At 67.2% G+C, this 25,629-nt stretch carries 27 protein-coding genes, 2 pseudogenes and 1 riboswitch; of the genes and pseudogenes, 21 read left to right on the top strand and 8 right to left on the bottom strand.

Annotated elements, in window-relative coordinates; all coding sequences use genetic code 11:
• Nucleotides 1–2: 2 nt before the first annotated feature.
• Nucleotides 3–851: an LLM class flavin-dependent oxidoreductase gene (locus tag BKA16_RS02470; protein WP_183369124.1), complete on the bottom strand. Its 849-nt coding sequence runs from the start codon at nucleotides 849–851 to the stop codon at nucleotides 3–5.
• A 28-nt stretch (nucleotides 852–879) separates the two neighbouring features.
• A complete protein-coding gene (locus BKA16_RS02465) occupies nucleotides 880–1,362 on the bottom strand; it encodes an SRPBCC family protein (RefSeq protein WP_183369123.1) in 483 nt (160 codons plus the stop codon).
• 89 nt (nucleotides 1,363–1,451) lie between these two features.
• On the opposite strand from BKA16_RS02465, the gene BKA16_RS02460 reads away from it, so the two are divergent.
• From BKA16_RS02460 to BKA16_RS02450, 3 genes and pseudogenes are all read left to right on the top strand, one after another.
• Entirely contained in the window at nucleotides 1,452–2,039 is a 588-nt protein-coding gene (locus BKA16_RS02460) for a TetR/AcrR family transcriptional regulator (protein ID WP_183369122.1), read from the top strand.
• A 31-nt stretch (nucleotides 2,040–2,070) separates the two neighbouring features.
• Nucleotides 2,071–2,214: pseudogene (locus BKA16_RS02455) on the top strand (IS3 family transposase); the annotation flags it as partial.
• Nucleotides 2,215–2,406: 192 nt separating this feature from the next.
• Nucleotides 2,407–3,120, top strand: coding sequence for a DsbA family protein (locus tag BKA16_RS02450; protein ID WP_183369119.1), 714 nt, complete (start codon nucleotides 2,407–2,409; stop codon nucleotides 3,118–3,120).
• Between the two features lie 56 nt (nucleotides 3,121–3,176).
• On the opposite strand, the gene BKA16_RS02445 is transcribed toward BKA16_RS02450, so the two are convergent.
• Together BKA16_RS02445 and BKA16_RS02440 are read right to left on the bottom strand one after the other, a co-directional pair.
• Nucleotides 3,177–3,980: a cytochrome c biogenesis CcdA family protein gene (locus BKA16_RS02445; RefSeq protein ID WP_345300964.1), complete on the bottom strand. Its 804-nt coding sequence runs from the start codon at nucleotides 3,978–3,980 to the stop codon at nucleotides 3,177–3,179.
• A 60-nt stretch (nucleotides 3,981–4,040) separates the two neighbouring features.
• Nucleotides 4,041–4,739, bottom strand: a complete 699-nt coding sequence (locus BKA16_RS02440; protein WP_183369117.1) for a thioredoxin domain-containing protein — start codon at nucleotides 4,737–4,739, stop codon at nucleotides 4,041–4,043.
• Nucleotides 4,740–4,822: 83 nt separating this feature from the next.
• Between BKA16_RS02440 and BKA16_RS02435 the strand changes: the two genes are divergently transcribed.
• From BKA16_RS02435 to BKA16_RS02375, 13 genes and pseudogenes are all read left to right on the top strand, one after another.
• Nucleotides 4,823–5,350 carry a hypothetical protein gene (locus BKA16_RS02435; RefSeq protein WP_183369115.1) on the top strand — a complete coding sequence of 176 codons (528 nt, stop codon included), beginning with the start codon at nucleotides 4,823–4,825 and terminating at the stop codon, nucleotides 5,348–5,350.
• Entirely contained in the window at nucleotides 5,347–5,736 is a 390-nt protein-coding gene (locus tag BKA16_RS02430) for a BlaI/MecI/CopY family transcriptional regulator (protein ID WP_343067250.1), read from the top strand. Before BKA16_RS02435 ends, BKA16_RS02430 begins: the two co-directional genes overlap by 4 nt.
• A gap of 255 nt (nucleotides 5,737–5,991) precedes the next feature.
• A complete protein-coding gene (locus tag BKA16_RS02425) occupies nucleotides 5,992–7,041 on the top strand; it encodes an IS630 family transposase (protein WP_183369113.1) in 1,050 nt (349 codons plus the stop codon).
• A 119-nt stretch (nucleotides 7,042–7,160) separates the two neighbouring features.
• Nucleotides 7,161–7,838, top strand: a complete 678-nt coding sequence (locus BKA16_RS02420; RefSeq protein ID WP_183369111.1) for a M56 family metallopeptidase — start codon at nucleotides 7,161–7,163, stop codon at nucleotides 7,836–7,838.
• Nucleotides 7,839–8,000: 162 nt separating this feature from the next.
• On the top strand, nucleotides 8,001–8,246 hold the full coding sequence (locus BKA16_RS02415) for a hypothetical protein (RefSeq protein WP_183369109.1): 246 nt from the start codon (nucleotides 8,001–8,003) through the stop codon (nucleotides 8,244–8,246).
• Nucleotides 8,247–8,328: 82 nt separating this feature from the next.
• A pseudogene (locus tag BKA16_RS02410) lies at nucleotides 8,329–8,736 on the top strand (cystathionine beta-lyase); the annotation flags it as partial.
• A gap of 71 nt (nucleotides 8,737–8,807) precedes the next feature.
• Complete coding sequence (locus tag BKA16_RS02405; RefSeq protein ID WP_183369107.1) at nucleotides 8,808–9,065, top strand: helix-turn-helix domain-containing protein; 258 nt, start codon at nucleotides 8,808–8,810, stop codon at nucleotides 9,063–9,065.
• Between the two features lie 49 nt (nucleotides 9,066–9,114).
• Nucleotides 9,115–9,921 (top strand): helix-turn-helix transcriptional regulator, encoded by an 807-nt coding sequence (locus BKA16_RS02400; protein ID WP_183369105.1) that lies wholly within the window; start codon nucleotides 9,115–9,117, stop codon nucleotides 9,919–9,921.
• A 48-nt stretch (nucleotides 9,922–9,969) separates the two neighbouring features.
• The gene (locus BKA16_RS02395; protein WP_183369103.1) at nucleotides 9,970–10,899 is read left to right on the top strand and encodes a sterol desaturase family protein; all 930 of its coding nucleotides are present in this window, start codon (nucleotides 9,970–9,972) and stop codon (nucleotides 10,897–10,899) included.
• 310 nt (nucleotides 10,900–11,209) lie between these two features.
• The gene (locus tag BKA16_RS02390; protein WP_183369101.1) at nucleotides 11,210–11,500 is read left to right on the top strand and encodes a hypothetical protein; all 291 of its coding nucleotides are present in this window, start codon (nucleotides 11,210–11,212) and stop codon (nucleotides 11,498–11,500) included.
• A gap of 248 nt (nucleotides 11,501–11,748) precedes the next feature.
• A riboswitch (SAM riboswitch) is annotated at nucleotides 11,749–11,858 on the top strand.
• Between the two features lie 105 nt (nucleotides 11,859–11,963).
• Entirely contained in the window at nucleotides 11,964–12,773 is an 810-nt protein-coding gene (locus BKA16_RS02385; protein WP_183369099.1) for a 2OG-Fe(II) oxygenase, read from the top strand.
• Nucleotides 12,773–13,459: a tRNA-dependent cyclodipeptide synthase gene (locus BKA16_RS02380; RefSeq protein ID WP_183369097.1), complete on the top strand. Its 687-nt coding sequence runs from the start codon at nucleotides 12,773–12,775 to the stop codon at nucleotides 13,457–13,459. Before BKA16_RS02385 ends, BKA16_RS02380 begins: the two co-directional genes overlap by 1 nt.
• Nucleotides 13,456–14,838, top strand: coding sequence for an MFS transporter (locus BKA16_RS02375; RefSeq protein WP_183369095.1), 1,383 nt, complete (start codon nucleotides 13,456–13,458; stop codon nucleotides 14,836–14,838). Before BKA16_RS02380 ends, BKA16_RS02375 begins: the two co-directional genes overlap by 4 nt.
• Nucleotides 14,839–14,858: 20 nt before the next feature.
• Here BKA16_RS02375 and BKA16_RS02370 read toward each other — a convergent pair whose 3' ends face one another.
• Together BKA16_RS02370 and BKA16_RS02365 are read right to left on the bottom strand one after the other, a co-directional pair.
• The gene (locus BKA16_RS02370) at nucleotides 14,859–15,656 is read right to left on the bottom strand and encodes an SDR family NAD(P)-dependent oxidoreductase (RefSeq protein WP_183369093.1); all 798 of its coding nucleotides are present in this window, start codon (nucleotides 15,654–15,656) and stop codon (nucleotides 14,859–14,861) included.
• A 10-nt stretch (nucleotides 15,657–15,666) separates the two neighbouring features.
• Nucleotides 15,667–16,248 (bottom strand): TetR/AcrR family transcriptional regulator, encoded by a 582-nt coding sequence (locus BKA16_RS02365; RefSeq protein ID WP_183369091.1) that lies wholly within the window; start codon nucleotides 16,246–16,248, stop codon nucleotides 15,667–15,669.
• Nucleotides 16,249–16,296: 48 nt separating this feature from the next.
• On the opposite strand from BKA16_RS02365, the gene BKA16_RS02360 reads away from it, so the two are divergent.
• From BKA16_RS02360 to BKA16_RS02345, 4 genes are read left to right on the top strand one after another with little or no spacing between them, the layout of a single operon-like run.
• The gene (locus BKA16_RS02360; RefSeq protein ID WP_183369089.1) at nucleotides 16,297–17,100 is read left to right on the top strand and encodes an acyl-CoA thioesterase; all 804 of its coding nucleotides are present in this window, start codon (nucleotides 16,297–16,299) and stop codon (nucleotides 17,098–17,100) included.
• A gap of 14 nt (nucleotides 17,101–17,114) precedes the next feature.
• Nucleotides 17,115–17,795, top strand: coding sequence for a hypothetical protein (locus BKA16_RS02355; RefSeq protein WP_183369087.1), 681 nt, complete (start codon nucleotides 17,115–17,117; stop codon nucleotides 17,793–17,795).
• A 58-nt stretch (nucleotides 17,796–17,853) separates the two neighbouring features.
• Nucleotides 17,854–18,591 carry a hypothetical protein gene (locus BKA16_RS02350; protein ID WP_183369085.1) on the top strand — a complete coding sequence of 246 codons (738 nt, stop codon included), beginning with the start codon at nucleotides 17,854–17,856 and terminating at the stop codon, nucleotides 18,589–18,591.
• Nucleotides 18,588–19,304: a DUF5642 family protein gene (locus BKA16_RS02345; protein WP_183369083.1), complete on the top strand. Its 717-nt coding sequence runs from the start codon at nucleotides 18,588–18,590 to the stop codon at nucleotides 19,302–19,304. The genes BKA16_RS02350 and BKA16_RS02345 overlap by 4 nt, the downstream gene beginning before the upstream one ends.
• A 103-nt stretch (nucleotides 19,305–19,407) precedes the next feature.
• On the opposite strand, the gene BKA16_RS02340 is transcribed toward BKA16_RS02345, so the two are convergent.
• Nucleotides 19,408–19,641, bottom strand: a complete 234-nt coding sequence (locus BKA16_RS02340) for a hypothetical protein (RefSeq protein ID WP_183369081.1) — start codon at nucleotides 19,639–19,641, stop codon at nucleotides 19,408–19,410.
• Nucleotides 19,642–20,000: 359 nt separating this feature from the next.
• On the bottom strand, nucleotides 20,001–21,344 hold the full coding sequence (gene gdhA / locus BKA16_RS02335) for an NADP-specific glutamate dehydrogenase (RefSeq protein ID WP_183369079.1): 1,344 nt from the start codon (nucleotides 21,342–21,344) through the stop codon (nucleotides 20,001–20,003).
• A gap of 469 nt (nucleotides 21,345–21,813) precedes the next feature.
• Between gdhA and BKA16_RS02330 the strand changes: the two genes are divergently transcribed.
• Nucleotides 21,814–25,599 (top strand): nSTAND1 domain-containing NTPase, encoded by a 3,786-nt coding sequence (locus BKA16_RS02330; protein WP_183369078.1) that lies wholly within the window; start codon nucleotides 21,814–21,816, stop codon nucleotides 25,597–25,599.
• Nucleotides 25,600–25,629: the final 30 nt, after the last annotated feature.

Below are 25,629 nucleotides of genomic sequence, written 5' to 3'. Positions count from 1 at the left end.
AGTCAGCCCGCCAGACCTCGCGATGCCAGCTCGTCGAGTACGGCGACGTCGCCGCGGTACGGTTCGCTGTCGCGCGGCCAGTGCACGATCACATCGCTGAACCCGATGGCGGCGGCGCGTCCGACGAGATCGTCGAATGCGGCCGGCGACGCCAGCGGGGAGACGGGTGCGAAGTCGAGGGACAGGTAGGTGTCCAGGTCGCGGCCGTCGGCGGTCTCGACCAGCAACTCCCGGTTGGCGGCGATGGCGTGGAACCACTCGTCGACGGTGTCGGCGGGCGATCCGGTGGTGACCCAGCCGTCGCCGCGCCGTGCCGCGAAGCGGACCGAGCGCGGTCCGTTCCCCGCGAGGATCAGCGGTATCCGGGACCGCACCTCGCCGCCGACCAGACGCATGTCACGGGTGGAGAAGTAGTCGCCGTCGATGCTCACGTGATCGTCGGTCAGGGTGGTGTCGAGAACGTCGACGAACTCCTGGAAACGGTCGACTCGTCGGCGCACCGTGAGTTCCGGCTGTCCGAGGAGTCCGCTGTCGGGGGAGCCGCCGACGCCGAGGCCGACGAGCAGCCTGTCGTCGGAGATGTCGGTCAGGGTCTGGATCTCGCGCGCGAACGCCGCCGGGTGGCGGAAGTTGGGTGACGCGACGTAGGTGCCGAGGCGGAGTCGGGATGTGACGGCGGCCGCGGCGGTCAGAGTGGGGATGCACGAGAACCACTGCGAGTCGGGCAGACCGCCCCAGACGAGATGGTCGTATGTCCACGCGTGGTCGAAGCCCATCTGCTCGGCCCGCTCCCAGAGCGGGCGTGCTTGTCGCCACGGCATGTCGGGCAGGATGCAGACTCCGAATCGCATGTGGTCGAGGGTAGTGCGTGCGTGTTGTTCAGCGCTCGGCGTCTTCGGCCGCGGCTTTGATCCTCGCCAGCGTCTGCCGCATTCCCGCTCGCAGCGTCTGCGTGAACCGTTCCTGTCCTCCGAAGTGGCTCTCCGTGAGTTCGAGGGAGTAGGACGAGAGCCCGCCCGGGGTCTGACGCTGCTGAGTGATATGCGTGCCGCCGCCGGGAATGGGCTCCAGTCTGAACGACCAGACGGCCGCGTTCTCCCTGATCCGGAAGGCCATTTCGCGTTCGGACTCGAACCGCACGATCGTGCCGTGGGTGGCCCACGTCAGACCGCCCTCGTGATTGAGGTTGCTGAACTCGGTACCCGGGCCGAGTTCCTCGGTTCCGCCGCGGAGCCGCACGGAATCGACCTGCGGACTCCACTCCGACATCCGACGGGGATCGTTGATCAGGCCCCACACCAGCGCCGGCGCGGCATCGACGTCGCACGTCTCCTCGATGAGCTCTTCATAGGCGGCGGTCATCGGCCCTCCAAACTATACGATCGATCGGACGTTTAGTGATCGTAGGCGACGCCCCGCAGTGCGTCCAGTCGGTCGCATACCATCGAGGGATGTCACCGGAGTCCACAACTGACGGGCGGCGCGCGCGAGGAGATCTCACCCGCCGAACCGTCGCACGGAAAGCCGCCGACATCGCTACCACGCACGGGCTCGACTCGATCACCGTCGGCTCGCTGGCGAAGGCCACCGGACTGAGCAAGAGCGGCATCCTCACGGTGTTCGGTGATCGAGAGTCGATCCAGGTGGCAGCAGTGGCCGAGGCGCGCCGGGTCTATCTCGACGCAGTCATCGCGCCCGTCTGGATGCGGGAGCCTGGACGAGAGCGACTGCGGGCGATACTCGATCGCTGGTGCTCGTACTTGCGTGCGGAGGTGTTTCCCGGCGGCTGCTTCATCGTCGCCGGGACTGCGGAGTACGGGGGCCGTGAAGGCCCTGTCGCTGACGCGATTCGCGCGCTCAAACGTGAGTGGCTCGATCTGTTGGAATCTGAACTCACGGTCGCGGGCGCCGTGAACCCTCGTCGTGACGCGTTCCGTATGGATGCGTTCCTGTGTGCGGCGAACACCCATCGTGAACTCTTCGGTGCAGACGACGTGCTCGACCAGGCACGTGAGCTGGCGGCGGAGATCATCGGTTGATCGTGGTCTAGGCGATGTCGGACGGCCGCGGATGGAATCGTTCTTCGCGCTGCTGCTGAAGGACGTCCTCGACCGCAGGGCGTGGACGACCGGCGAGCGACTGCCGATCGCGATCGTCGCCGGGATTGAGCGGACCTGCCACCGCCGTCGGCGACAGCCGCGCCTCGGCGGATAGACCCCCAGTCGCATACGAGACCATCATGACCACACCAGCCCGTCAGGCTGCTTGACCGAACCCGCCGCCTGATTGTGCGGCAGCCCAGACTGTGCGTCTCGGTCGCACGGAAGCTCCAGTCTCTCCGTTACTATGCAGCATAGTAATGGAGGCAACGCCCGTTCAAGGGCATCGATGGTAGGGAGTGCATAGATGTCTGCGGTCGCCACGGTGGCACGGTCACCCGCAGTGCGATTAGCGGTAGTCGCCGTCGGTCTCGTGCTGGTCGGTGTCTTCGCGCTTCACGCTGTGTACAGCGACCGAGATTCGGAAGAGGTCACCGCATCGGGAGCAGCGGCGACGCCGGGACCGTTCGGCGATTCGCTGGAACGTCGCGATTCCGATGATCCGATCAGCGTGGGGCCGATCGACGCGCCGGTAGTCATGGTGGCCTACTCCGACTATCAGTGTCCGTTCTGTGCAGCGTGGAGCGATCGAACGCTGCCTACGCTGCTTCGCTATACCGAGCGCGGCGAGTTGAGGATCGAGTTCCGTGATCTGAACGTCTACGGGGAGCTTTCGGTGCTTGCCTCGAGGGCGGCGTATGCCGCTGGTCTGCAGGGCCGCTTTCTCGAGTACCACGATCGCCTGTTCGCGGGCGGGCAGACGCGGCCGGCGCGGCAGCTGACCTCTGGTGCCCTCTTCGATCTTGCGCGCGATCTCGGCTTGGACATGACACGGTTCGCCCGAGACGTGAATTCCAACGCGACGATCAGTGCAATCACCAACAGCTCCAGCGAAGGTTCACTCACCGGACTGAACTCGACACCGGCATTCGTCGTCGACGGGCACCCGATCCTCGGGGCGCTACCGACTCAAACGTTCGTCAAGGCGGTCGATGACGCCCTGCACCGTGCCGACAGCTGATCCTCGCGCCATAGGCTCGTGGGTAACCCGTCTGGTCCGACGGCGTGCACACAACCTCACTCGCCCGATCGATTCTCCCCGGCTGAGCTGTCTGTCGAATGCTTGAGGTCGCGCCGCCACCACCAGAACAGAAGTGCCGCCGCGATCGCGACGACGGCGACGATGTCGATGACCGGATCGGCGAGAAGGGCAACGGCGTCCTGCAGGCTGAGCTGGGTGTCGGCGTCGATGGGCTCGGGAACGCTGATGAACCCGTTAGTACGCCAGAACGCGATACCGACGGCGACGAGCAGCAGCCCGGAGATGAGATTCGTTGTGTGGATGCGGACCGCGCCGAGCCTTAGTTCGCGGCCGCGGAGGAGTCTCCGGGTGTGATCGCCCATGCGGTTCCATACGGTCGCGATCGCGATCAACGGTACGACCATGCCCAGGGCGTATATTCCGAGCAGGACGGCGGCGCCGCTCATCCCGCGCGATGCGGACATGGTCAGCACCGCGCCGAGAATCGGGCCCGTGCAGAACCCTGCGACACCGCTCACCGCGCCGAGGATGAGTGTCTTGACCCAACCGGCTCGATGCAATGACTGCTCTTGTAGACGAGCAATTCCCGGGACCATGCGGCCCATGTCGAACCCGCGCCCGGCCAGCTGTAGCAACCCGAGCAAGATGATCACGGCGGAGGCGACCGCGATGATCATCGAACGATGCCGTGCGACGAGGCCGGCGATCGCGCCGACGCCTATACCGACGGGGATCAGGGTAGTCAACAGACCGATGTAGAACACGACGCCGTGTACAAGCAGTCGGCCTCGGGTGCCGACCGTCGATGCGAAGATGCGGGCAGCAGCAATGCCGCACATGGGCTCAGCAGGGCGAGTCCGCCGCCCGCGAAAGCGGCGACCATTCCGATGTCCACGCCGCTACTCGCCGCCTGGGAGCAGTGCGTCGAGCTTGTCCAAATACAGTGAGGTCGGGCCCGCTCCGGCGATCGGTTGGCCACCGAGGATGAACGAGGGCGTGGAGAATGCGCCCACGGTGGTGGCGTCGTGTTCGTTGCGATCCACCGCCACGCGCGTTGACGCCGACATCATGTCGGCGGTGAATCTGGTGATGTCGAGACCTAACCTGGTCGCCGTGTCGATCAGGGCTTGATCGGTGAGCTCGCTTGCCGGACGCTTCTCACCGCCGGCGAACAGAGCATCGTGGAACTGGAGATAGCGATCTTGGCGGGCGGCCGCATAAGCGGCCTGGGCGGCTCGTCGTGAGGGCTCGCCGAAGACACTCACGTCCCGCATCTCGATTCGGAGTTGCCCGGTGTCGACTCTGGCCAACATGGCCGGAAGTGAGTCGCGGGACCACTGCGCACAGTAGGGGCACTGGTAGTCGCTGAAGACCACCATCGTGATCGGGGCGTCGATACGCCCGAACGCCAGAGGGTCGGCCGCCGAACGGCGCTCGATCCCGATGTCGTAGGGGAACGGCTCGCTGGAGTCCGCCGATACCGCGGGCTGATTGTCGCTCGCGTCGTTGACGATCACGAAGGCCACCAGGGCTGCGGCGATGACCACGATCACACTCGGTATCAGCACTTTCGCCCACGAGATCCCACTGTCGTTCACGCATGCTCCGATCGTCGTCACAGTTACTAAGTTGGATAGTAATCTACTATGCAGAATAGTCGAGCGTCGTGCATAATCGGGGCATGCAGTCTTCTCAGATCAGGCTGGCCCTGCGGAGTGCTCCACGGAACGTGGTGGATGCCCTCCAGCAGGCGTCATTGCGCGAGAGTGCCGTCGGCGTCGTCGTCACCGGTGTTGTCGGTGTGTTCATCGGTGTGGTCACCGTTCTCATCCCGAACAACTTGTTCGGTCGTGACATCGCGCCGGTCATGTGGAACTACCCGGTACTCGTCATCACCGCGGTGCTGACGGGTCTTCTCGCAGCGACGTACGTGGATTCGGCGCCCGCGTCGGGCCCCGGCGACGACCGGGCGGCGCCGGGCCGGTTCGGCCTGGTGGGTGCGGTGGCGTCGTGGTTCGCGGTCGGCTGCCCGGTGTGCAACAAGTTTGCGTTGATGGCCTTCGGGTACGCCGGTGCGCAATCCTGGTTCGCGCCACTTCAGCCGGTACTCGCACTCGTCGGCATCACGCTGCTATGGGTGGCGCTGGCGATACGTCTGCATAATCGCGATCGTTGTCCACGACCAGCCGTCGGCGGAGGCATGTCGTGACCTCTGGACAGCCGGTTCGGCTGGGACCGCTGGAACAGCAGGTGATGGACGTGCTCTGGGATCGGGGGCCCTCGTCGATCCGCGACATCATCGCGAGCCTGCCGACCACGCCCGCCTATACAACGATCGCAACGGTGCTGCAGAATCTCGAGCGCAAGAACCTGGTCGGCGCGCACCGACGTCGGCGGCTCGTGCAATACCACGCCCGCCATGATCGCGATGTGCACGCCGCCAACCTGATGAGCCAGGCCCTCGCTAGCAGTCGGGATCACGGTGCGTCGATCCTGCACTTCGTCGACCGCATCTCAGCAGAGGATGCCGACCTGCTTCGGGACTATCTCCAGCGCACTGATCCCAACGCCGACGACACCGATACATCATCGTGACTCCAGCGGTGCTGCCGGTCGCGCTCCTCGCTGCTCTGCTGATCAGCGCGGTCGCCGGACCGCGCCTCATCCGTGTGGCGTCGCCCGCACTGGCACGCTATCCGCGACTGGCGACCCTTCTGCTCATCGGTGGTGTGGCGGTGTGGCTCGTCGCTTTCGCTTCGACTGGACCGCTGTTCGCATGGATGACGACCGGCCGATCTAGTGTCGCGTGTCGTTAATGAGTTGATGGTTTGCGGCTTGCGATAATGGGATATGGCGAATTCTCCGGCCCCGGCGCTGCAATTGCGTGAGGGCGATGCTGCTGAACTGGACCGGCTGTTGCGGTCGACCTCGACGTCGGCGGGCCTGGTGCGGCGTGCGCGGATCGTGTCGCTGGCGGCTGCGGGTGTGGCGAACACGCGGATCAGCGAGGTGGTCGGGACGTCGGTGCCGACGGTCCTCAAATGGCGTGACCGCTATCTTCATGGCGGCCTGGACGGCCTCCTCGATGCTGACCGACCGGGCCGTCCGCGGCATCTCGATCATGCCGAGGTCGTTTCGGCTACGTTGATGCCACCGCCGAAGAAGTACGGCGTCACGCACTGGTCCTCACGCCTGTTGGCCGGCCATTTGGGGATCGGGAACGCCACCGTTGCCCGTGCCTGGCGCGAATACGGGGTTCAGCCGTGGCGGTCGGGAACCTTCAAGTTCTCCACCGATCCCGAACTGGTCGCCAAGGTCACCGACGTCGTCGGCCTGTACCTGGAGCCACCGGAGAACGCGATCGTACTGTGCGTGGACGAGAAATCCCAGATCCAGGCCCTGGATCGGACCGCACCGATGCTCCCGATGCAGCCGGGACAGATCGAACGCCGCACCCACGACTACAAACGACACGGCACCACCACACTGTTCGCCGCGTTGGAGATCGCGACCGGACAAGTCACCGCAGCCGTCAAGCCACGACATCGCCACCAGGAGTTCCTGGCGTTCCTGCGGCAGATCGACCGCGCCTACGGCAACCGGGAACTACACCTGGTGATGGACAACTACGCCACCCATAAAAAGGCTGAAGTCCGCGACTGGCTCGAGCAGCACCCGAACATTCACATCCACTTCACCCCGACCTCCGGCTCCTGGCTCAACCTCGTCGAAGTCTGGTTCGGCATCATCGACCGCCAAGCCATCCGCCGCGGCGTCTTCACCTCAGTCAAAGACCTCAACGCCAAAATCCGCGCCTTTATCAACGGCTGGAACGACCGCAAACACCCCTTCGTCTGGACCACGACCGCCGACGAAATCCTGAAGAAAGCACAACCATAAACTATCTAACGACACGCGACACTAGTGAAGAATCGGCGGGCATCTGCCGACGATGTCTCGAATCCTCGAATCCGTGGACCGAACCGCTGTTCCGTTTGGGAATTCCAACCATCGTCGTGATGACAGGCCCCGCCCTGCTCGTGGTCATCGCGGTACTCGCGGTCGTACTACGCGTGCGCAGCAGGGGACGTCGGGCCCGTCGGGCCGGGGCGGAAATCCGCATGAGATCGAACGCAACCACGGTTCGCGGGTATCGGGTACTCGTGTTTCCCGACGGCCGGGCCTCGCCGTTCGCGTTGCCTCGACGCCAGGGCGGAATCGTTGTGAGCACAGCGACTCTGGCGGCCCTCTCCGGCGACGAACTCGACGCAGTGCTCGCCCACGAGCGCGCGCACCTGACACAACACCACCACGTGATCGCAGCGATCAGTCACGAACTCGCGCATGTCTTCAAACCGATACCCTTCATCAGCCGCTCCGCGTCGACCGTCCCGCTGTATTTGGAGATCGCCGCCGACAACGCTGCTCGGCAGATCACCGGCGCCCGCCCGTTGGCCTCCGCACTTCTCAAACTGATCCACCATGACGCGAACTCGGCGCCATCGGCTGCAGGCGATCTCGCACTTCACGCCGTCGGACCTAACCGAATCCGCACTCTTCTCGACAGTGACGAACCCGCTCAAGGACACCGACGAACCACGATAGTCGCGGCATCTCTACAGAATATGACCCTTGTCGCGCTCACCACGGCAGTCGCACTACCGTGGCTGATCGCGATGACGAGCGGCTGCTCATGATGGACCTATACTTCCGAAGGACACGAATCTCTCCGGCGTGCCCCGCAGACCACCGCCCGGTCTTCACATGGTCGTCGATGGCGTGCTGCGGCTAGTCAACACCGAGCACGACACGGCACCCACATCACCATCTGGCGGCAACTGCTGTTTCCTCAAGCGATCATGGTCCTGCGGTGGTTTCGCGAAGCGACGGATCTGAAGATCCTGGCCGCCGACGCAGGCGGGAGCATCGCCACTGCGTACCGTTACCTCCACGAAGCGATCGACGTCATCGCCGTCCACGCCCCGACGCTCGACGACCTCCTCGCCCGCGCGGCTGTCGAGAACTGGACGATCGTATGCCTGAACGGAACGTTGATCGCGACTGATCGATGCGCGGCCAAGTCCGAACCCGGCGGTGACCTTTGATACTCGGGGAAGCACCGCCAACATGGCGCGAACGTGCAGGTCATCGCCGATCCGAGCGGATATACGGCGTGTGTCGGTCCGGCCGAGTCACTTCGGCGTCCTCGCGCACACCGCGGCCTTCGCGGAGGGCGGAGAGTGGCTCGACGCACTGCTTGCTGGATTGACCGAGAATCGGGACCTGCTGGGGCGGTTGCTCGCCACGCATCTGCCCGACGTGCGGTACGCGCCTCCCCAGGGAACGTATCTCGCATGGTTCGACTGCCGGCCGCTCGGCTTTGAGGACGCTGATGGAACCGACGGACCCGGGATCGTCAGCGAGTTGGCCGGCCCGGCGAAGGCATTCCTCGAGCACTCGCGCGTCGCGCTCAGTACTGGGCACGTGTTCGGTTCCGGTGGATCAGGACATGTGCGTCTGAACCTCGCGACGTCGAAGACGATCCTGACCGAGGCGGTGACTCGGATGGGAACCCTCGAGCGCACGCCTCGGTGATCGACATCATTACATCGGTGACTGCAGGGCTGTCCGCGTATCGTGCATGACATGGTTGTCCGGACTACGCCATGATCGAGGGCCTCGAGCGAGCGACGCGAGTCCTCGACCTCTTCTCCTCCGATGTCCCCGAGTGGACGGTGAGTGATGTCTGTCGCGAACTCGACCTGCCGAAGACGACGGCCATGGTGAAGACGGTGCCCTTCGGGACCACGGTCTCGCTGCGCGGCATGCGCTTGAGCGTCGACGGCGCCCACCGAGTGCCAGTCGAATGTGAGGCCCAGGCCCGCAACACCGACAGGAGCCGAGCATCACCCCATACCGTCTAGGCGATGCCGGACGGCCGCGGATGAGGCTACTCGTGTTATGCATGCGTTCATGACGAGGGTTCCGAGTCCGCTTCCGGAGGACCCGTGCGACGTGGCCGGAGCGAAATGGGCGGGCACTGTCACCGTGGGAGTGGGGGCTCTGGCGTATTCCGGTGTCGTCGGTGCCACCGATCTCCACCGCCACGGCGCACATCAGATCGTGCACGTGACGACGGGACGAGTCTCCGTCGAACTCGAAACGGAGACGGTCGGGCCCACATCGGGCATCGTCATCCCCGGCGGCGTCGCCCACGCATTGCGTCCCGGCCCCGGTTCGGCGGTCGCCACGACGATCTACCTGGACGTCGATACGCTGCGGGGCGCCGATACTCGCGAGATGGTGGCCGACCGGCCTCCCGCCGAGTGGAGCGAGGTGTTCGGCGAGGTCGTCGGGAGCTGGCCGGTGCCGTTGGACGCACTGGACGACCGGGCGCGTCACAGACCGCTCGTCGAGCACCTCAGTGCTGTGCCCGGCGCCGACGAGGTCGACGGTATGCATCCCTACGTGCGTGCCGCACTCGACGTTCTGTCGGAACGGGTCACCGGGCGGACGTCGCTCGGTGAGATCGCCGCGGCTGTGAACGTGTCCGTGCCGCACCTGAACAGACTCTGGCGAGCCGATATGGGGATATCCTTCCCGGCCTGGGTCCGCTGGACACGGCTGCGTCAAGCCGCGCGCTCGGTGGGGGCGGGTGCGTCTATCACCGATGCGGCCCACGAGGTGGGTTTCGCCGACGGTGCACACGCCAGCAGAGTCTGCCGAGAGATGTTCGGCATGTCGCCGCTGGAGCTGACGCGGGCGATCGTCATAGTCTGATCGATCTGTTCAAGCGCCGGTCGTCGGCGCGGATGCACCGTGGAGTCCATGATCAATTCACTGCTGCGCTACGGATATCCCCTGGTCATGCTGGTCGGCGTCAACGGAACCGCCGTCTGCCTCGCGGCATCGGGTGCTCCGCGAGTCTTGCTCGTCGGTGTCGTGCTCGTCGCGATCGCCGTCTCGTTCGGCGCCGAGCGACTCATCCCTTACCAGCGTGACTGGAACAGACCTCGTCACGATCGTCTGCGTGACGCCTTGCACGGTCTCGTCAACGAGTCGCTCATCCTGCTCAGCGTTGCGATCATCCCCATTCTCGCCGCCGCACGCGGACCGCACACGTGGTGGCCGACGTCGTGGCCCTTCTGGGCCCAGGTGGTCGTCTCGATCGTGGTCGCCGACTTCGGTATCACCGTCGTCCACATGGCCAGTCACCGCTTCGGATGGATGTGGCGGTTGCACGCGGTCCACCACAGTGTCACCCGTTGCTATGGGCTCAACGGCCTGATGAAGCACCCTGTGCACCAAACACTCGAGATGTTCGGCGGAGTTGTCCCGTTGATAGCGCTGGGCATTCCCACCTCCGTCGCCTCCGCCCTGGCGGTGTGCGTAGCCGTGCAACTGCTGATGCAGCATTCGAATGCCGACTACCGCGTCGGGCCCATGCGATACGTGCTCGCGCTCAACGCCGGACACCGATTCCATCACCTGAAGCATCCCGGCGACGGTGACGTCAACTTCGGCCTGTTCACCCTTGTCTGGGATCACCTCGCCGGAACGTTCTCCTACGACCGATCCCGGCGGTTCACCAGCTCGGACCTGGGAATAGCCGCCAAACCCGACTACCCCGCGAGCTATCCTCGACAACTCGTCACGCCCTTCCGACCCGCTGGCTCCTGCGGCCCCATGGGGCCGCTACCGCGGAAGACGTGGCGGTCGAGACTGACGACGTCGGCCGCGTCGGAGTCACGATCGTGACGCGTGCATCCGGACCGTCCGGTCGCCGCAGCCCTACTAGGCTCCTCGCCGCGGCGGAACGTCGGCTCGCCGAACGCGTCCACGACATTCCGGCCGCGTGTGTGGTGACGCCTCGAACCGATCTCTGAACGCGCCCGGCGAACGGACGCCATGACGGCGGCCTCGGCGATGCGTTTCGTACGGACGACGCCAAAGACCGTCGTTGACCAGTGTCGATGGGGAGTAGTCCCCATAGACACACCGTCTCGGGCACGGAATCGTCAAACGCGTCGCACACCGGGTGCGGAGATCGTCACGACAGGAGTCAGACATGAACAGCATGACGTTCCGCACGGGTGCGGCCGCCGCGGTGATCGCCGGCGTCGGCGTCGGAGCCGCGATGTTCGGAGCCGGTCAGGCGTCAGCCGACGTTCCGCAGTGCTACGCGGACCAGACGGCCGTCGCCTCGGTCGACACCGTCGACGCGGCCGCGACCGTCTGCCGGTGGAACGACGACGGATCGCTCTTCTATCGCGGCGTCACCAAGAGCAGCGGCGACACGATCGACATCGAGGTCTCGCTCGTCGTTCTGACCGGAGACGGATCCGGTCGGTATTCGTAACCGCCGTCAACGACGGCTACACCTATCGCGTCGACGATGCGAACGCGCTCGCTGTCACCGATCCCGACGGGACCCTGATCTTCTTCGAGCGCCAGATCTGAGCCGACGCCACCGTCTGTTCCCGCCCAGCACTCGACGCGGTTGCGCCCCCGGTGATTAATAGCCGCCGACCTGCGGCGGCCCGGAGACCCGTCGATGTCATCTGTTGATACGACGGCGCGGCGGGGCTTAGGTTTGCGCTGCACACAGATTCATCACGAGCGGCCGAGAGACTGGCTCTTCGACGCCGCAGCAACCGTGGGCCGCACTCCGCCGGGAGCGGCGACGCACAAGGTGCTAATGCCAGAGACGATGAACCGCGCCGACTCGTCGGCCCGCTCCTGATCGATCGACGTGCGCTGGATCGGATGATCCGACAGGCAGACGAATCGACACGGCGCATGCCGACAGGGGAGGAACGCGTATGACGACGATCATCGACCGCCGAACACGGAGATCGGAACTGGTCACGACGACGACGGCGGAGGAATTCTCCGCCGACCACCTGCTTCGCCTCCTCAAAGGCGACGTGTTCGCGGTGCGGGTCACCGGGCTCGTCGACGCGGTGGCGCTCGACGGGCTGCGCGAGAGACTCGTCGGACGTGACGATCACGGTCCGCTCGCGACCGATCCGCAGTTCCGACGCATCGGTCAGGCGTTCTCCGAGACCCGTGACGGCGCGGAGTCGACGTACTTCGACCACGCCGCCGGCCATCGTCGGGACCTGCGGGCTCGCGCTGCGCCGTACCCGTATCCGTCCGACACCGTCCGTATCCTGCTCGACGAGGCGTGGCCCTCCGGGGCGACGCTGCTGTCGTGGCACAGCCGAAAGTTCTTCGTCGGAGTCGCCCGATACCAGCAGGCGGGCGTCGATCTGGAACCGCACACCGACAACCTGCACCGGAACCTCCCCGACGACGATCTCGGCATCCGACGGCAGCTGTCGGTCAACGTGTACCTCGACGTCCCCGACGCAGGCGGTGAGCTGGAGATCTGGGACGCGTACCCGAGCGAAGACGACTACCGGGGGCTGTCCGGCGAGCGGGTCTGGGGCATCGACCGCGCCGACGTCGGCGAACCGGCGCTGACCGTGCGACCGACGATCGGGGATGCGATCTTCATCGATCCGCGCCGGGTCCACGCCGTCGCGCCGTCCGCCGACCGTCCGCGCGTCACCGTCGGCGTGTTCATCGGTGTTCGCGGAGGCGACGAGCCGTTGGCGGTGTGGAGCTGATGACCGCGACCACCATCGCGCCCGTCGGATCGACGTCGCACAAGGCGGCGTTCGACCTGAAGGGACTCCAGTACGAGTACACCGGGCGATCGACCATTCTGCTGGTCAGCGTCGGCGCCGACTATCACGAAGGGGAGAAGTTCGGTGCGACGATCGACCTCCTCAACCGCAGCGGCTTCGCTCGGGTCACCGTCGCCGTCGCCGACACGTTGCAGCGACACAATGTCGACGCGGCGCCCGGTGAGGCCTATGAACTGTCCCGCCGCCGTGGCGATCAGTGGCTGGCGCGCAATCGGCCGCTCCTGGATCTCCTCACCGCCGACGTCGACGTTCTGCGCTGGGACACTGCGCTGAGCGACCCCGACTATCCTCGCGCCCTCGATCGGGTGCGCGAGGCGTATCGGTCGGACGACGAGTACGCCGCTGCGATCGACGCCACGATCGATCGGTTCGTCGCCCGCCGCGGCGAGGGCGGCCCGGACGAGGACCGGATCTGGAACGGCTGCCGCACGTATCTGCTCGAAGAGGTCCCGATCATTCAACCGCTGTGGGCGGCGAAAGGATACGACTTCGTCGTCTACCCGCAACAGATATCGGCCGCCATGGCGGCCACGAGGGCCAGATTCGTCGACGACGGTGCCGCCTGGCTGCCGCTGCGATTCAAGAAGCGGAGGTCGGCACGGTGAGCGATGTCCGGGTCGAGGCGGCCCCGCGCCGCGCGGCGGGGTTCATCGGTCTCGCCACGGCGTCGTTCCTGGGTTGTATCGATCTCACCATCGTCTCGACGGCGCTGCCTGCGATCACGCGGGAACTGCGGACGACGATCGGAGCCAGCCAACTGGTGCTCAGCGGCTTCCTGACCGCGCTGGCCATGTTGATGGTGACGGCAGGCCGACTCGGCGACCGGTACGGCCGTCGTCCGATGCTGCTGGCGGGGCTGGTCGTCTTCGTCGCCGCGTCGGTGGGGGCGGCGCTCGCGCCGAGCATCGGCTGGCTGATCCTGGCGCGGTTCGTCCAGGGCGCGGCGTGCTCGGTGCTGTACACCGGCACGTCCACGCTGGTGGAACATCTGTTCCCGGAGGGAGAGCGTGGACGTGCCGTCGGCTGGCTGTACGCCGTGAACGGGGTCGGTCTCGCCATCGGACCGGTGCTCGGCGGTCTGCTGGTCCCGGTGCTCGGATGGGGGTCGGTCTTCTGGATCAATGTGCCGTTCGGGATCGCGGCGATCGCCCTGATCGTCGCCGCGGTGCCGTCGCCGCCGCCGAGCAGCGGGATCGGCGTCGACGTCGCCGGACAGATCGCGCTCGCGGGGACGGTGGCCGGAGCCGTGGCCTTCGTCTCGCTCCCGGAGACGCTCGGTTGGCGTAGCGCCGGCGTGTACGTCGCGGCGACGGTCGCCGTCGTCGGTGCGGCGGCCCTGATCGGCATCGAGCGTCGAGCGAGCCACCCGCTGTTGCGGATCGACCTGTTCGAGCAGCCGCGGTTCCGGGCCGCGCTCCTCTCGGACTTCTTCCTCGCGGCCTTCTACGCGTCCGCGCTGCTCGTACTGCCGCCGTATCTGGGCGACCGCCACGACCTCGGCGAACCGGCGGTCGGCGCGTCGCTGCTGCTGGTGAGCGGCACCATGGCGGTCACCTCTCCACGGGTGGGGCGGTGGGTAGACCGCGTGGGGCCGGTCGGCCCGCTGCGCTACGGTTTCGCCGCGCTCACGGTGACCGCCGGCACCGTCCTGATCGGTGCGGGAACGGGATCGCTCGCCGTTCTCCTGATCGGCTTCGTGTTCTTCGGTCTCGGCTGGGCGCTGATCCTGGCGCCCGCGACTCTCGCCGCGCTGTCGGCGGTCCCGTCCGCCGAGTCCGGGTTCGCGATCGGCGCGTCGTGGACGTTCCACAACCTCGGCGGCGCGTTGGGGGCGGCCGTCGCCGCGGCCCTCTACACGGTCTCCCCGGATGAGGGCCGCGGTCTCGCCTGTGTCGGTGTCCTTCTGCTGGTCGCCGCGGTCGTCGCGCTCGGGGCGAACGTCGCGATCGGTCGGACGCGGGGCGAGTCGGTCGGGGCGGCGTGACGAGCGCCTGAGCGCGTCGATCAACTCTTCGACTGCCGCCGATCACCCAACCGGCGCATCAGCGCGAGCGCGCTGAGGCCGACCGACGGCGCCAGGTCGGTGGAACGGACCAGCGCACCGCGCCAGCGGGGCACCACGCGGAAGATCTGCTTGCGTGATTCCATCAGGTCGACGCCCGTGCGTGCGATGTCGTCCGGGCTCAACGGCTTCGGACCCGAGAACAGGAGCGCGGCGCCCTCGTCCTTCTCCCGGTCGGTCACCATCGCGGTGCCGACCACGTCGGGGCACAGTGCGCGGGCACGGATCGGCAGACCCGCATGCTTGAGATCGCCCTGCAGCGATGTCGTGTACGAGAGGACGGCCGCCTTCGACGCCGCATAGAGCGCGAGACCGGGGATCGGGCCGAGTGCCGAGAGCGACGCGATGTTGAGGATCGCGCCGCCGCGTCGGCCCATCGCGTCGACGGCGGCCGCGGAACCGGCCATCACCCCGCGGACGTTGATGTCGATGATCGCGGCGAGCTCGTCGTCGGTCTGCGTCCACGCATCGCCGGCGAACAGGACACCCGCGTTGTTGACCCAGCCGCTCAGCGGGCCCAGTCTCTCGGCCTCGGCGGCGATCCGGCGGTGCGACTCGATCTCGCGGACGTTCTGTTCGAGTCCGACGGCCCCGCCGCCGACCTCCGCCGCCGCGCGCTCGGCGGACTCGCCGTCCACGTCGGTGATCACCAGTCGATGCCCGCGGGCGCAGAGTTCGTGGGCGATGGCCAGTCCGATGCCCCGGCCGGCGCCGGTCACCACTGTGGTCGAGGAAGTCATACCCCGAACTCTACGATGTGCGAGATGTCAGCCGCGGCCCCCATACCGCGCGGGCATGCGCGGCGAAGTCGTCGAACGGCTGCACCGAGCGGGTGGCTCGGGCGACGATGATGGCGCCCTCGACGCTCGACACCGCGACGCGGCCCGCGGACTGAGCCTCGTCGGCGTCGAGACCGTCGCGGGTCAACGCCTCGGCGATCAGTGTCGCGGCGCGGCTCAGCGCGGTGGCCGACTCGGCCGCGGCGTCCGGATACTCATGCGCCGACAGCGATGCCGCGGCGAGGGGACAGCCGAGCGCATAGTCGCTCGCGGCCATCGAGGACTTCCACTGCTCGGCCCACAGGTCGAGCGCGTCGAGCGTGTGATGCTCGGCGAGAGCGGCCTTCAGATACGCGCACACGCCTTTGCCCGCGGTCGCCGTCGCCTCGCTGAGCAGTTGCGCCTTCCCCTCGGGGAAGTACTGGTACATGGACCGCCGGGCGACGCTGCTGTGCTGCAGAAGCGCCGACATTCCGAACCCGTCGGCGCCGTGCGTGCGCAGCATGGTGACCGCGGACGATACGAGGCGGTCACGGACGGAAGGGGTTGCCATGAGTCCACCCTATCGCGGTAGAACAGTCGTTCTGTATGGTTTCGGAGCATGACCCATGTCTTCGATGAAGCCACCGCAGTTCAGAAGGTCGACGCCCGCGACGGTCACGTCGTCCGCGCGACGACGCATCCCGCCTACAACAACATGGTGGGACCGTTCGGCGGAATCACGGCCGCCACCGTGGTCCGTTCCCTGATGGATCACCCCGACGCGCTGGGCGAGCCGCTCGCGCTGACCATCAACTACGCCGCACCGATCGCCGACGGCGAGTGGGACCTGGACCTGGTCGTGATCCGCACCAACCGGACCAACCAGCACTGGACGTTCACCATCGACCAGAACGAGAAGACCGTGGCGACGGGCACCGCCGTCTTCGGCGTGCGCCGCGACACGTGGGCCGACACCGAGCAGAGCGCACCGACTGCGCCGCCGGTCGAGGACGTTCCCGCGGTCGACTTCCCGGACTTCATCGCCTGGGCGGCCAACTACGACACGCGGTTCGTCGTCGGTGGACTGGATTCGGCGAGTGACGACTCGACGTCGACGTTGTGGCTGCGCGACGAGCCGGCGCGGCCTCTCGACTACCCGGCGCTCACGTCGATGACCGACGCGTTCTTCCCGCGTGTCTTCCTGCGGAAGGGCACCTACCTTCCCGCCGGAACCATCTCGCTGACCACGTACTTCCACGCCACCAACGAGGAACTCGCGGCGCAGGGATCGGATCCGGTACTGGCGACGGCGCGCGGTGCGCGGTTCGGCAACGGGCACTTCGACCAGTACGGGCAGATCTGGGGCGGCGACGTGCTGCTCGCGACGACCCACCAACTCGTCTACTACAAAGACGCCGCCTGAGTAGATTGGTCGGCATGTCGCAGAAGACCTTCCGGGCCGTCGGCCCCGTCCTCATCGGAACAGCGATCATCGCGGGCGGTCTCGGCTGCGCGACGTCGGAGGCCGTCGATCCGGGCGTCCAGCGCGCGCTCGACGCGGTGCTGGGCGACGGTGAGTTCCCGGCCGGGTACAGCGTCGTGAAGCTCGGCAAGGAGGACAAGAGCGTCATCACCGAGCAGTTCGACGACAGCCGCAAGGGTGCGAGGGTGACGCCCGCGTCGTGCAAGTCGGATGCGAAGGCTCCCGACGACGCGGACACCGGCAGTGCCGTCGCCGTCCACGGCGACTCGACGCTCAGCCAGTCGGTCGCCGAGTCGACGGTCGACGTCGCCGCGTTGCAGGCCGCGGTGACCGGGGAGTGCGCGAAGGTCACGGTCGAGATCACCGCGGGCGCCGCCGACGGCACCACCGTCGCGATCGAGCAGACCGACGTCACGACCCCGACGATCGAGGGACATCGGGGTGTGGTGCTGACGCAGGTGTCGACGACCACCGGTGATCGCGGCGAGCGACGCGAGATGATGATCGGACGTGTTCCGGTCGACGGTTACCTCGTCACGGTGCAGGCGGTGAACGCGAACGGCTCCGCCCCGGACCGTGGTGCATTCGACGCGACCCTGGCCAGGGCGGTCCAGAAGGTGGCCGCAACGAGCTGAGGCCGTATCCTCTCTTCTCGAACGACATTCGCAGAACGAACGCATCGGGGGAGTCTTCGTGAGGAACAGGTTCATGCGGGCCGCGGGAGTGATCGTCGTGGCCTGCGCCGCGACCGGACTGGTGGTGGGCTGCGGCGTCGACGGGACGCCCGTCCGTGCCGAGGGCGGTGCGGTGGTCGGCGGCGACGGATCGAACGCAGATCCGTCGCGCATCCCCGATCTGGTGCTCGCTCCCGCCGACTTTCCCAGCGGCTACGTCGCGCAAGAGGTGCCGCGCGGGCAGATGCAGGAGATCCTCGACACGCTGCTGCGGACGACCAAGACCGCGGACGTCACACCGTCGCACTGCCTCCAACTCGCCGCCGTGCCGGACTCGATCGACGTCGACGAACTCGGAATGGTCATCGCGACGAAGGGCGCCGAATCGTCTCTTGCCGAATCGGTGATGGTGGCGGCCGTGCCCGTCGACGAGTACCGGCGGCAGGCGGGCGGCGACTGCGCGCACCTGACGATGACCATGAACGTCGACGGTCAGCGAGTCGACGCGGAGTCGGACCAGAAGATCGTCGCCGGCCCCACCACCGCGGCGTCGGAGTCGCTGTTCGTCGAGCAGACGACCACCTCGCGCGTGCAGTCGGTGACGGTGACGCAACGGGTGCTGATCGGCTACGCCGAAGTGGCCGGATACACGGTCTCGGTCCAGTCGACGGCGCTGACGCCGTCCGGCCGACCCGACCAGGCGGGTTTCGACGCACTGTTCGTGCGAGCAGTCGACAAGGTGATGGAGCAGGCGTGAAGCGTTCGACGATGGGGACCGGCATCGCGGGGATCGCGGCGGCGACACTGCTGGTCGCCGGATGCGGTTCGGACGACGGCGCCGGTGCGGCGTCGTCGAGTGAGGCGGGTGCGGACGGCTCGAAGGCTCAGTCGTTGGTACTGGCCAAGGGCGAGTTCCCCGCGGGATACGAGTCCCTCGACTTCGACAAGGACGCGGCGTTCGAGCTGGCCAAGACTGCGGACTCGGTGTCGACGGGCAAGGTGACGCCCGCATCGTGCGCGAAGGGCGGCGTGCTGCCCGACGATGTGAAGGCCGACCAGGTGGGCGTCGCCGCCGCGATGAAGGGCACCGAAGGCACTCTGGTGGAGTCGGTGACCGCGCTCGACCGCCCGATCAAGGACTACCGAGCGGCGGTGACCGGCAAATGCGCCAAGGTCACGACGACGCTCGCGTCCGGACCGATGGCCGGTCTCAAGGCGACGGTCAAGAGCACCGTACTCGATCCCCCCGACACCGCGGCAGGCGATCAGATCCTGGTCTACCGTCAGGACAGCACCACGAAGGCGTCCGGGCAGACGAGCAGGACGCAGTCGCTCACCGGGATCGCGTCGGTCGACGGGTACGTCGTCCGCATGCAGTTCTCGCCCCTGACGCCCGGTGCGAAAGCCGACCGGGCCGCATTCGACAAGGCGTTCGCCGCCGCGGTCGACAAGATCGCGGAGAAGGCGTAGCGGCCCGCGCTACAGCCCGATCAGTACGGCCGCGGCGAGCGCGAGCAGTGTCAGAAACAGAAGGAGAGCGCGGACGGCGATCGCCAGAGCCGGCGCGACGTCGTCACGCATGACTGTCCTGTGCGATGCGATCGACCGAGGACGCGCCCAGGGGGCGCTCTCCGGAGTCGTCACCGCGCGGCGGGGCCGCCAGGACGGCGAGCACGATTCCGACCGCGACGGCCACCAGGACGCCGACTTGGATCATCGCGGTGCGCAGTGATGTCGAGTCGGCGACCGTCGCCTCACGGGCGGCGGTCGCCGGAGCTCGGCCACGATCCTTGACGTGTCCCGTCATCGTTCCCCCTCGACTCGTCTCGGACTCGCGGTACTGCGTCCCCGCCCCTCGTCGGCACCCCTCGAGCCGTCGGGTGGGGCAGGTCGTCTCCCCGAGAACGATTCAACCGCCGGGGCAACACCTCAGCAAACAAAGATTGCGAAATCGGGGTGTAATCGCAGGTCATGGGCGATGACGAGTTGTCCGGTCCGGACAAGTATCGGCGCCGAGGACGCGGAACGGCGTCGCCCCGGGGTGGAATTCCACAGGGCGGACCGCGCTGCTGTGGAACAAGAGGAGGCCGCCGTCCCCTCGCGCCATTGAGAGGGGACGGCGGCCTGTCGGTCGGCGCACTGAGACAGCGCGGCGGACCGGATCGATCAGATGACGCCCAGCGACTGCATCGCGTCGGCGACCTTCACGAAGCCGGCGATGTTGGCGCCGGTCGCGTAGTTGCCCGGCTCGCCGTACTCGTCGGCGGTCGTGAGGCAGTTGTTGTGGATGTCGCGCATGATCGCGTTCAAACGCTCTTCGGCGTACTGGAAGCTCCAGGAGTCGCGTGACGCGTTCTGCTGCATCTCCAGCGCGGAGGTGGCGACACCGCCGGCGTTGGCGGCCTTGCCCGGTGCGTAGCCGACGCCCGCCGACTGGAGCACCTTGATGGCCTCCGGGGTGGTGGGCATGTTGGCGCCCTCACCGACGATGGTGCAACCGTTGGCGACGAGGGCCTTGGCGTCGTCGACGTCGAGCTCGTTCTGCGTCGCACACGGAAGTGCGATGTCGGCGGGGACGTGCCACAGTGAACCGTCGGTGCCGAGCTTGGTGCCGTTGCCGCGCAGCTCGACGTACTCCGACAGACGTGCGCGACGGACCTCCTTGACCTCCTTGAGGATCTCGAGGTCGACGCCCTTCTCGTCGATGACGTAGCCGGACGAGTCCGAGCAGCCGATCACGGTGCCGCCGAGCTGATGGATCTTCTCGATCGCGTAAGTCGCGACGTTGCCCGAACCGGACACGAGGACCTTCTTGCCCTCGAAGCTGTCGCCTTTGCTCTTGAGCATCTCGTCGACGAAGAACACCGTGCCGTAGCCGGTGGCCTCCGGGCGGACCAGCGAGCCGCCCCACGACACGCCCTTGCCGGTCAGGACGCCGGACTCGTAGCGGTTGGTGATGCGCTTGTACTGGCCGAACAGGTAGCCGATCTCGCGGCCGCCGACGCCGATGTCACCGGCGGGAACGTCGGTGTACTCGCCGATGTGGCGGTACAGCTCAGTCATGAACGACTGGCAGAAGCGCATGATCTCCAGGTCGGACAGGCCCTTGGGGTCGAAGTCAGAGCCGCCCTTGCCGCCGCCGATGGGCAGGCCGGTCAGGGAGTTCTTGAAGATCTGCTCGAAGCCGAGGAACTTGATGATCGACAAGTTCACCGACGGGTGGAAGCGGAGGCCGCCCTTGTAAGGGCCGAGCGCCGAGTTGAACTCGACGCGGAAGCCGCGGTTGATGCGAACGTTTCCTTCGGCATCGGTCCACGGCACACGGAAGATGATCTGTCGTTCCGGCTCGCACATCCGGGTGAGCACGTCGATGTACTCGGGATGCTTGGCCATGACCGGGTTCAGCGAGTCGAAGACCTCGCGGACGGCCTGCTGGAACTCGGGTTCACCCGGGTTGCGGTGGTCGACTGCGTCGAAGATCTCCTGAACCTTGGGGTCCCAGGCACTCATACGAAACTACTCTCTACTCGAAATTGAGGTCCGCCCCGCCATTGCGGCGTTCCTCGGCCTCGGCAGACGACGTAACACTTGTCGACCGTCGGGCGATTCCGCGTGACACTCTATCGGCGTGTAACGATCCCGTGAAACTTTCGTCCCTCGATGTGGGATTGGACACCGTGTGGAAACAGCATCGAGATCCCATTGAAATCCTGCTGTGGGCCAGTGATTGTGACGCCGCCCGGAGCGTATTCGTGTGACTCGAATACCCATGTCGGGGCCGTATGCGAGATTCTTCCGAAATTCATGTGTCGAGCTCGTGATCCATCGAACGTACGGGCGATGTGGCACATCACATCGATTCTCGAAGGGGCGTCGTTCCCGCTGCGTCGTCTGCTGGCCGCATACGCGCGTCGCAGCGCGAGGCCACTTCGCCTGTAGGGGTGCAGATCCGGTGTCGCGGTGCGACTATTCTCTACACGTGTCCAATAGTCCGCCGGGGGACGCGTTCGGTGAAGCGCTGAAGGCATTGTTCCTTCAGGCCGGGCGGCCCACACTCGAGTCAGCCGCCAAGGCGGTGTCCCGGCCGAACGTCACCGTGTCCCGGCAGAGGGTCAGCGACTGGCGCAACGGCCGGCACATCCCGCACGACTACGCGGTGGTCGAACCCCTCCTCACCTGGTTGACGATGCGGGCCGTCGATGCGGGAGCCACCGATGTGATGCCTCTTCCGGAGTGGAAGAAGCTGTGGGCGCGGGCGCAGGGTCGCGCAGCGGGCGATGCGAAGACCGCACCGCGAGGCGGCACCCCCTTCCGTGGTCTCGACGCGATGACCGCGGACGACGCCGACCTCTTCTTCGGTCGAGGTGCCACACTCACCGCACTCACCGCACAACTCGACCGCGTGGTCGACGCGGGCGGGCCGCGCGTGGTGATCGTGACGGGCGTGTCCGGATCGGGAAAGTCGTCGGTCCTCGGCGCGGGACTCGCCGGCGCCTCGGACCGGTGGAGCCGACCGGAGAGGATCGCCGTCGCCGACATCGGGCGGCTCCGTTCGACGGCCGACGGTCGGCCGGAGTTCGTCGTCGTCGATCAGTTCGAAGAGGTGTTCGCCCTGGACGCCGCCGACCGGGAGGACCGGCTGTCGGTCGTCGAGGAGGTGTCCCGCGAGGTTCCCGTCCTGCTCGCGATTCGGGCCGACTTCTTCGACGCCTGTCTCGACGTGCCCTTCCTCGCCCACGCGTGGCAGGAGCGCGCGGTGATCGTCGGCGAGATGACCGATGAACAACTCGGCGAGGTGATCCGCGAGCCCATCCGTCTGGCCGGCGGACGAATAGACTCCGGACTCGCCGAACTCCTGATCCGCGACCTGCACGAGGCGACGCTCGGTGACGAACGGGCCGGCCGACTGCCGTTGCTGGCGCACACGCTGGAGCGGCTGTGGGCCAACCGGACCGGCAGCACCGTCTCCGTCGAGACCTACAATCGCCTCGGCGGTATCGCCTCGGCGATCGCCGACACCGCCGAAGCCGCGTGGAACACCCTCGACGCCGACGACCAGGACACGGCGCGGGCGCTCCTGCTGTCGCTCGTCCAGTTCGGACCGCGCGGGGTGCCGATGCGCGCCGTGGTCGACATGGACGATCTCCGCCGCCGATTCCCCGGCCGCGCAGAACGGATCGTCGACTGTTTCGCCGATGCTCGCCTGCTGACCGCCGGGCAGACGGTCACGTTCATCCATGACGCCGTCCTCACCTCGTGGCCGCGACTGAGCAGGAGCATCGCCGAGGACGCCGACACGCTCCAATGGCGCCAGCAGCTGGCCGTCGACGCCCAGGCGTGGAACGACGCCGAGCGCAACAGCGAACTCCTCTACAGCGGCGGACGACTCGAACACGCGCTCGACAACCTCAACGAACTCGGTGAGCTGCGGCGTCACGTCCTACCGGTCGGGGGACAGGAGTTCCTCGACGCCTCGGTGAAGCGGCGACGGAACCGTCGAGGAACGTTGATCGCGGCCGGAGCGCTCGTCGTGATCCTGGCTCTGGTCGCCGCCGTCTCCGCTGTCACCGCCAGCAGACAGGCAGGCGATCTCGAGCGGCAGCGAAACAACGCCGAGCGGACCGCACTCATGTCGAACATCGACGGTCTCATCGGGTCGGACCCGTCGTTGGCGTCCAGACTCCTCCTGGCCGCCGAGCACCGCTTCGGTGACGACCCGCAGATCCGCGCGCTGCTGACCGCGGCCGCCTCGACGCCCTTGGCGCGCACCGTCGACGGACACGACGGATCGGTCTACGACATCGCGTACTCGCAAGACGGAGAACTCGTCGCCACCGCGGGAAACGATCGCACCGTGCGGCTGTGGCGTCACCACGACGACGGACCGACACCGCTCACCCAGATTTCCGCCGTCGGCGGATTCGACGACTACGTGACCTCCGTGACGTTCAACTCGGCCCGTCCGATCATCGCGGCGGCCAGCGGCGACGGCACCGTTCGGATGTGGAACATCGCCGACCCGGCGTCACCGCGCCCGATCGCCGAGCTCCGCCCCGGCCGCGGCACGTCGTACCTCACCCGATTCAGTCCGGACGGCCGCCTGCTCGCGACCTCGTCGGACGACGGGACTCTCGTCCTCTACCGGGTGGACGGCGACGCCGCACCGCCGGTCCAGACGGCAGTCCTGCGTGGTCATCGCAGCGCGGTCCGCACCCTGGCGTTCGATCCGAACGGGTCACTGCTCGCGTCGGGCGGCGAGGACCAGACGGTCCGGCTCTGGCGGATCACCGGCGACACGGCGGCGCCGATCGGCGAACCGATCGGCGGCTTCGGAAACATCACGCACGCGTTGGCCTTCCTGCCCGACGGCCAGACGCTCGCCGTCGGCGGCGACGGCCCCAACGTGCAGTTGTGGAACGTCACCGACCCCGCCGCACCTCGTGTGGAGAGCGCCGCGTTGCCCGGCGTCACCGGCGGCTCGTGGTCGGTCGCCGTCGATCCGACGTCACCGCTGATCGCGCAGGCCGGGATCGACGGCGCAGTCCAGGTGTGGAACACCCTGTCGCGGACCGAGCCTCCGCATGTGTGGAGCCTGATGGACTCGGCGGGGCGCGGAGCGGTCCGGACGTTCAGTGCGGCGTTCGATCCGCATGGCGGCGAACTCATCGTCGGGCGCGACGACGGACGACTCGACGTGTGGCGGCTGCCCCCGGGCGTGCGCCCAGACCGAGGAGTCGTCGTCTCGGGCATCGCGCAGAGCGGCAGCGGTCGCCGGGTCGCCACCGTCGGCGGCGACACGCGCCTCGACCTGTGGACCAGCGACGGACAGGTCTGGAGCAGGCGGGGCGGCGTCGCCCTCGAACGTCGGGTGAACGACCGTCCGCACGTCGCGATGAGTGCCGACGGGGAACTCGCGGCCACCGCGAACAACAACGGCGGCACCGTCCAGCTGTGGGACACCGCCGACCCGGACCGGCCGAGACTCGCGACCACACTGCAGATCGCCACCCGGTACACGTTCGAGGTCGCATTCGTCGGCGACCGGGACCTGCTGGCGACCGGAGCCTCAGACCGGTCGGTGCAACTCTGGGACGTCTCGAATCCGGCCGTTCCGCGCAAGATCGGGACACCCCTCGAGGGACCGGCCGACCTCGTCCGATCGGTCACGGCCAGCCCCGACGGCCGACGACTGGCGGTGGCCTCCGACGACGGCCGTGTCTACCTGTACGACGTCGCGGACGGAAGACTGCTGCACACGCTCGCCATCGAGAGCCCGGCCGCCGCGGCGACCTTCGATCCGAGCGGGCGCCACCTCGTCGTCGCGGGCGACGATCTGACGGTGTGGAGCGTCGACGACGGCGAACTCGTCGACCGCGCGGCGGACGATCACCCCGACACCCTGGGCGTCCTGGCCGACAGCGGGACCATCCTGACGGGAACCGCGGCGAAGGACGTCATCGCGTACTCGCTCGGCGACGACGGCCGACTGTCCGACCGCCGGGCCGTGACTCCGGTCCTGGCAGGGCCGAGCACCACGACGGCGCAGTGGGTGCTTCCGTCCGTGATGCGCGACGGCGACCGCTTCGTGACCGGCGGGGACGGGACAGGGCAGCTGTACTCGCAGTCGATCGATCCGGAGCAGGGACGAGCCTGGATCTGCGCCGCCACCGACCCGATGACCGAGTCGGATCGCGCGACGTACCGGACCGGCATCGACGACGACGTCTGCGGCGACGCCACGCCGAGTGAGGAAAGTCACCCGTAGCGTCGGATCCGTCGGTACGGTGGGGTGCAC

Source organism: Gordonia humi (assembly GCF_014197435.1).
Classification (GTDB): Bacteria; Actinomycetota; Actinomycetes; order Mycobacteriales; family Mycobacteriaceae; genus Gordonia; species Gordonia humi.
Note: the sequence above shows the minus strand (reverse complement) of the source record. Positions and strands in the feature narration are given on the sequence as shown.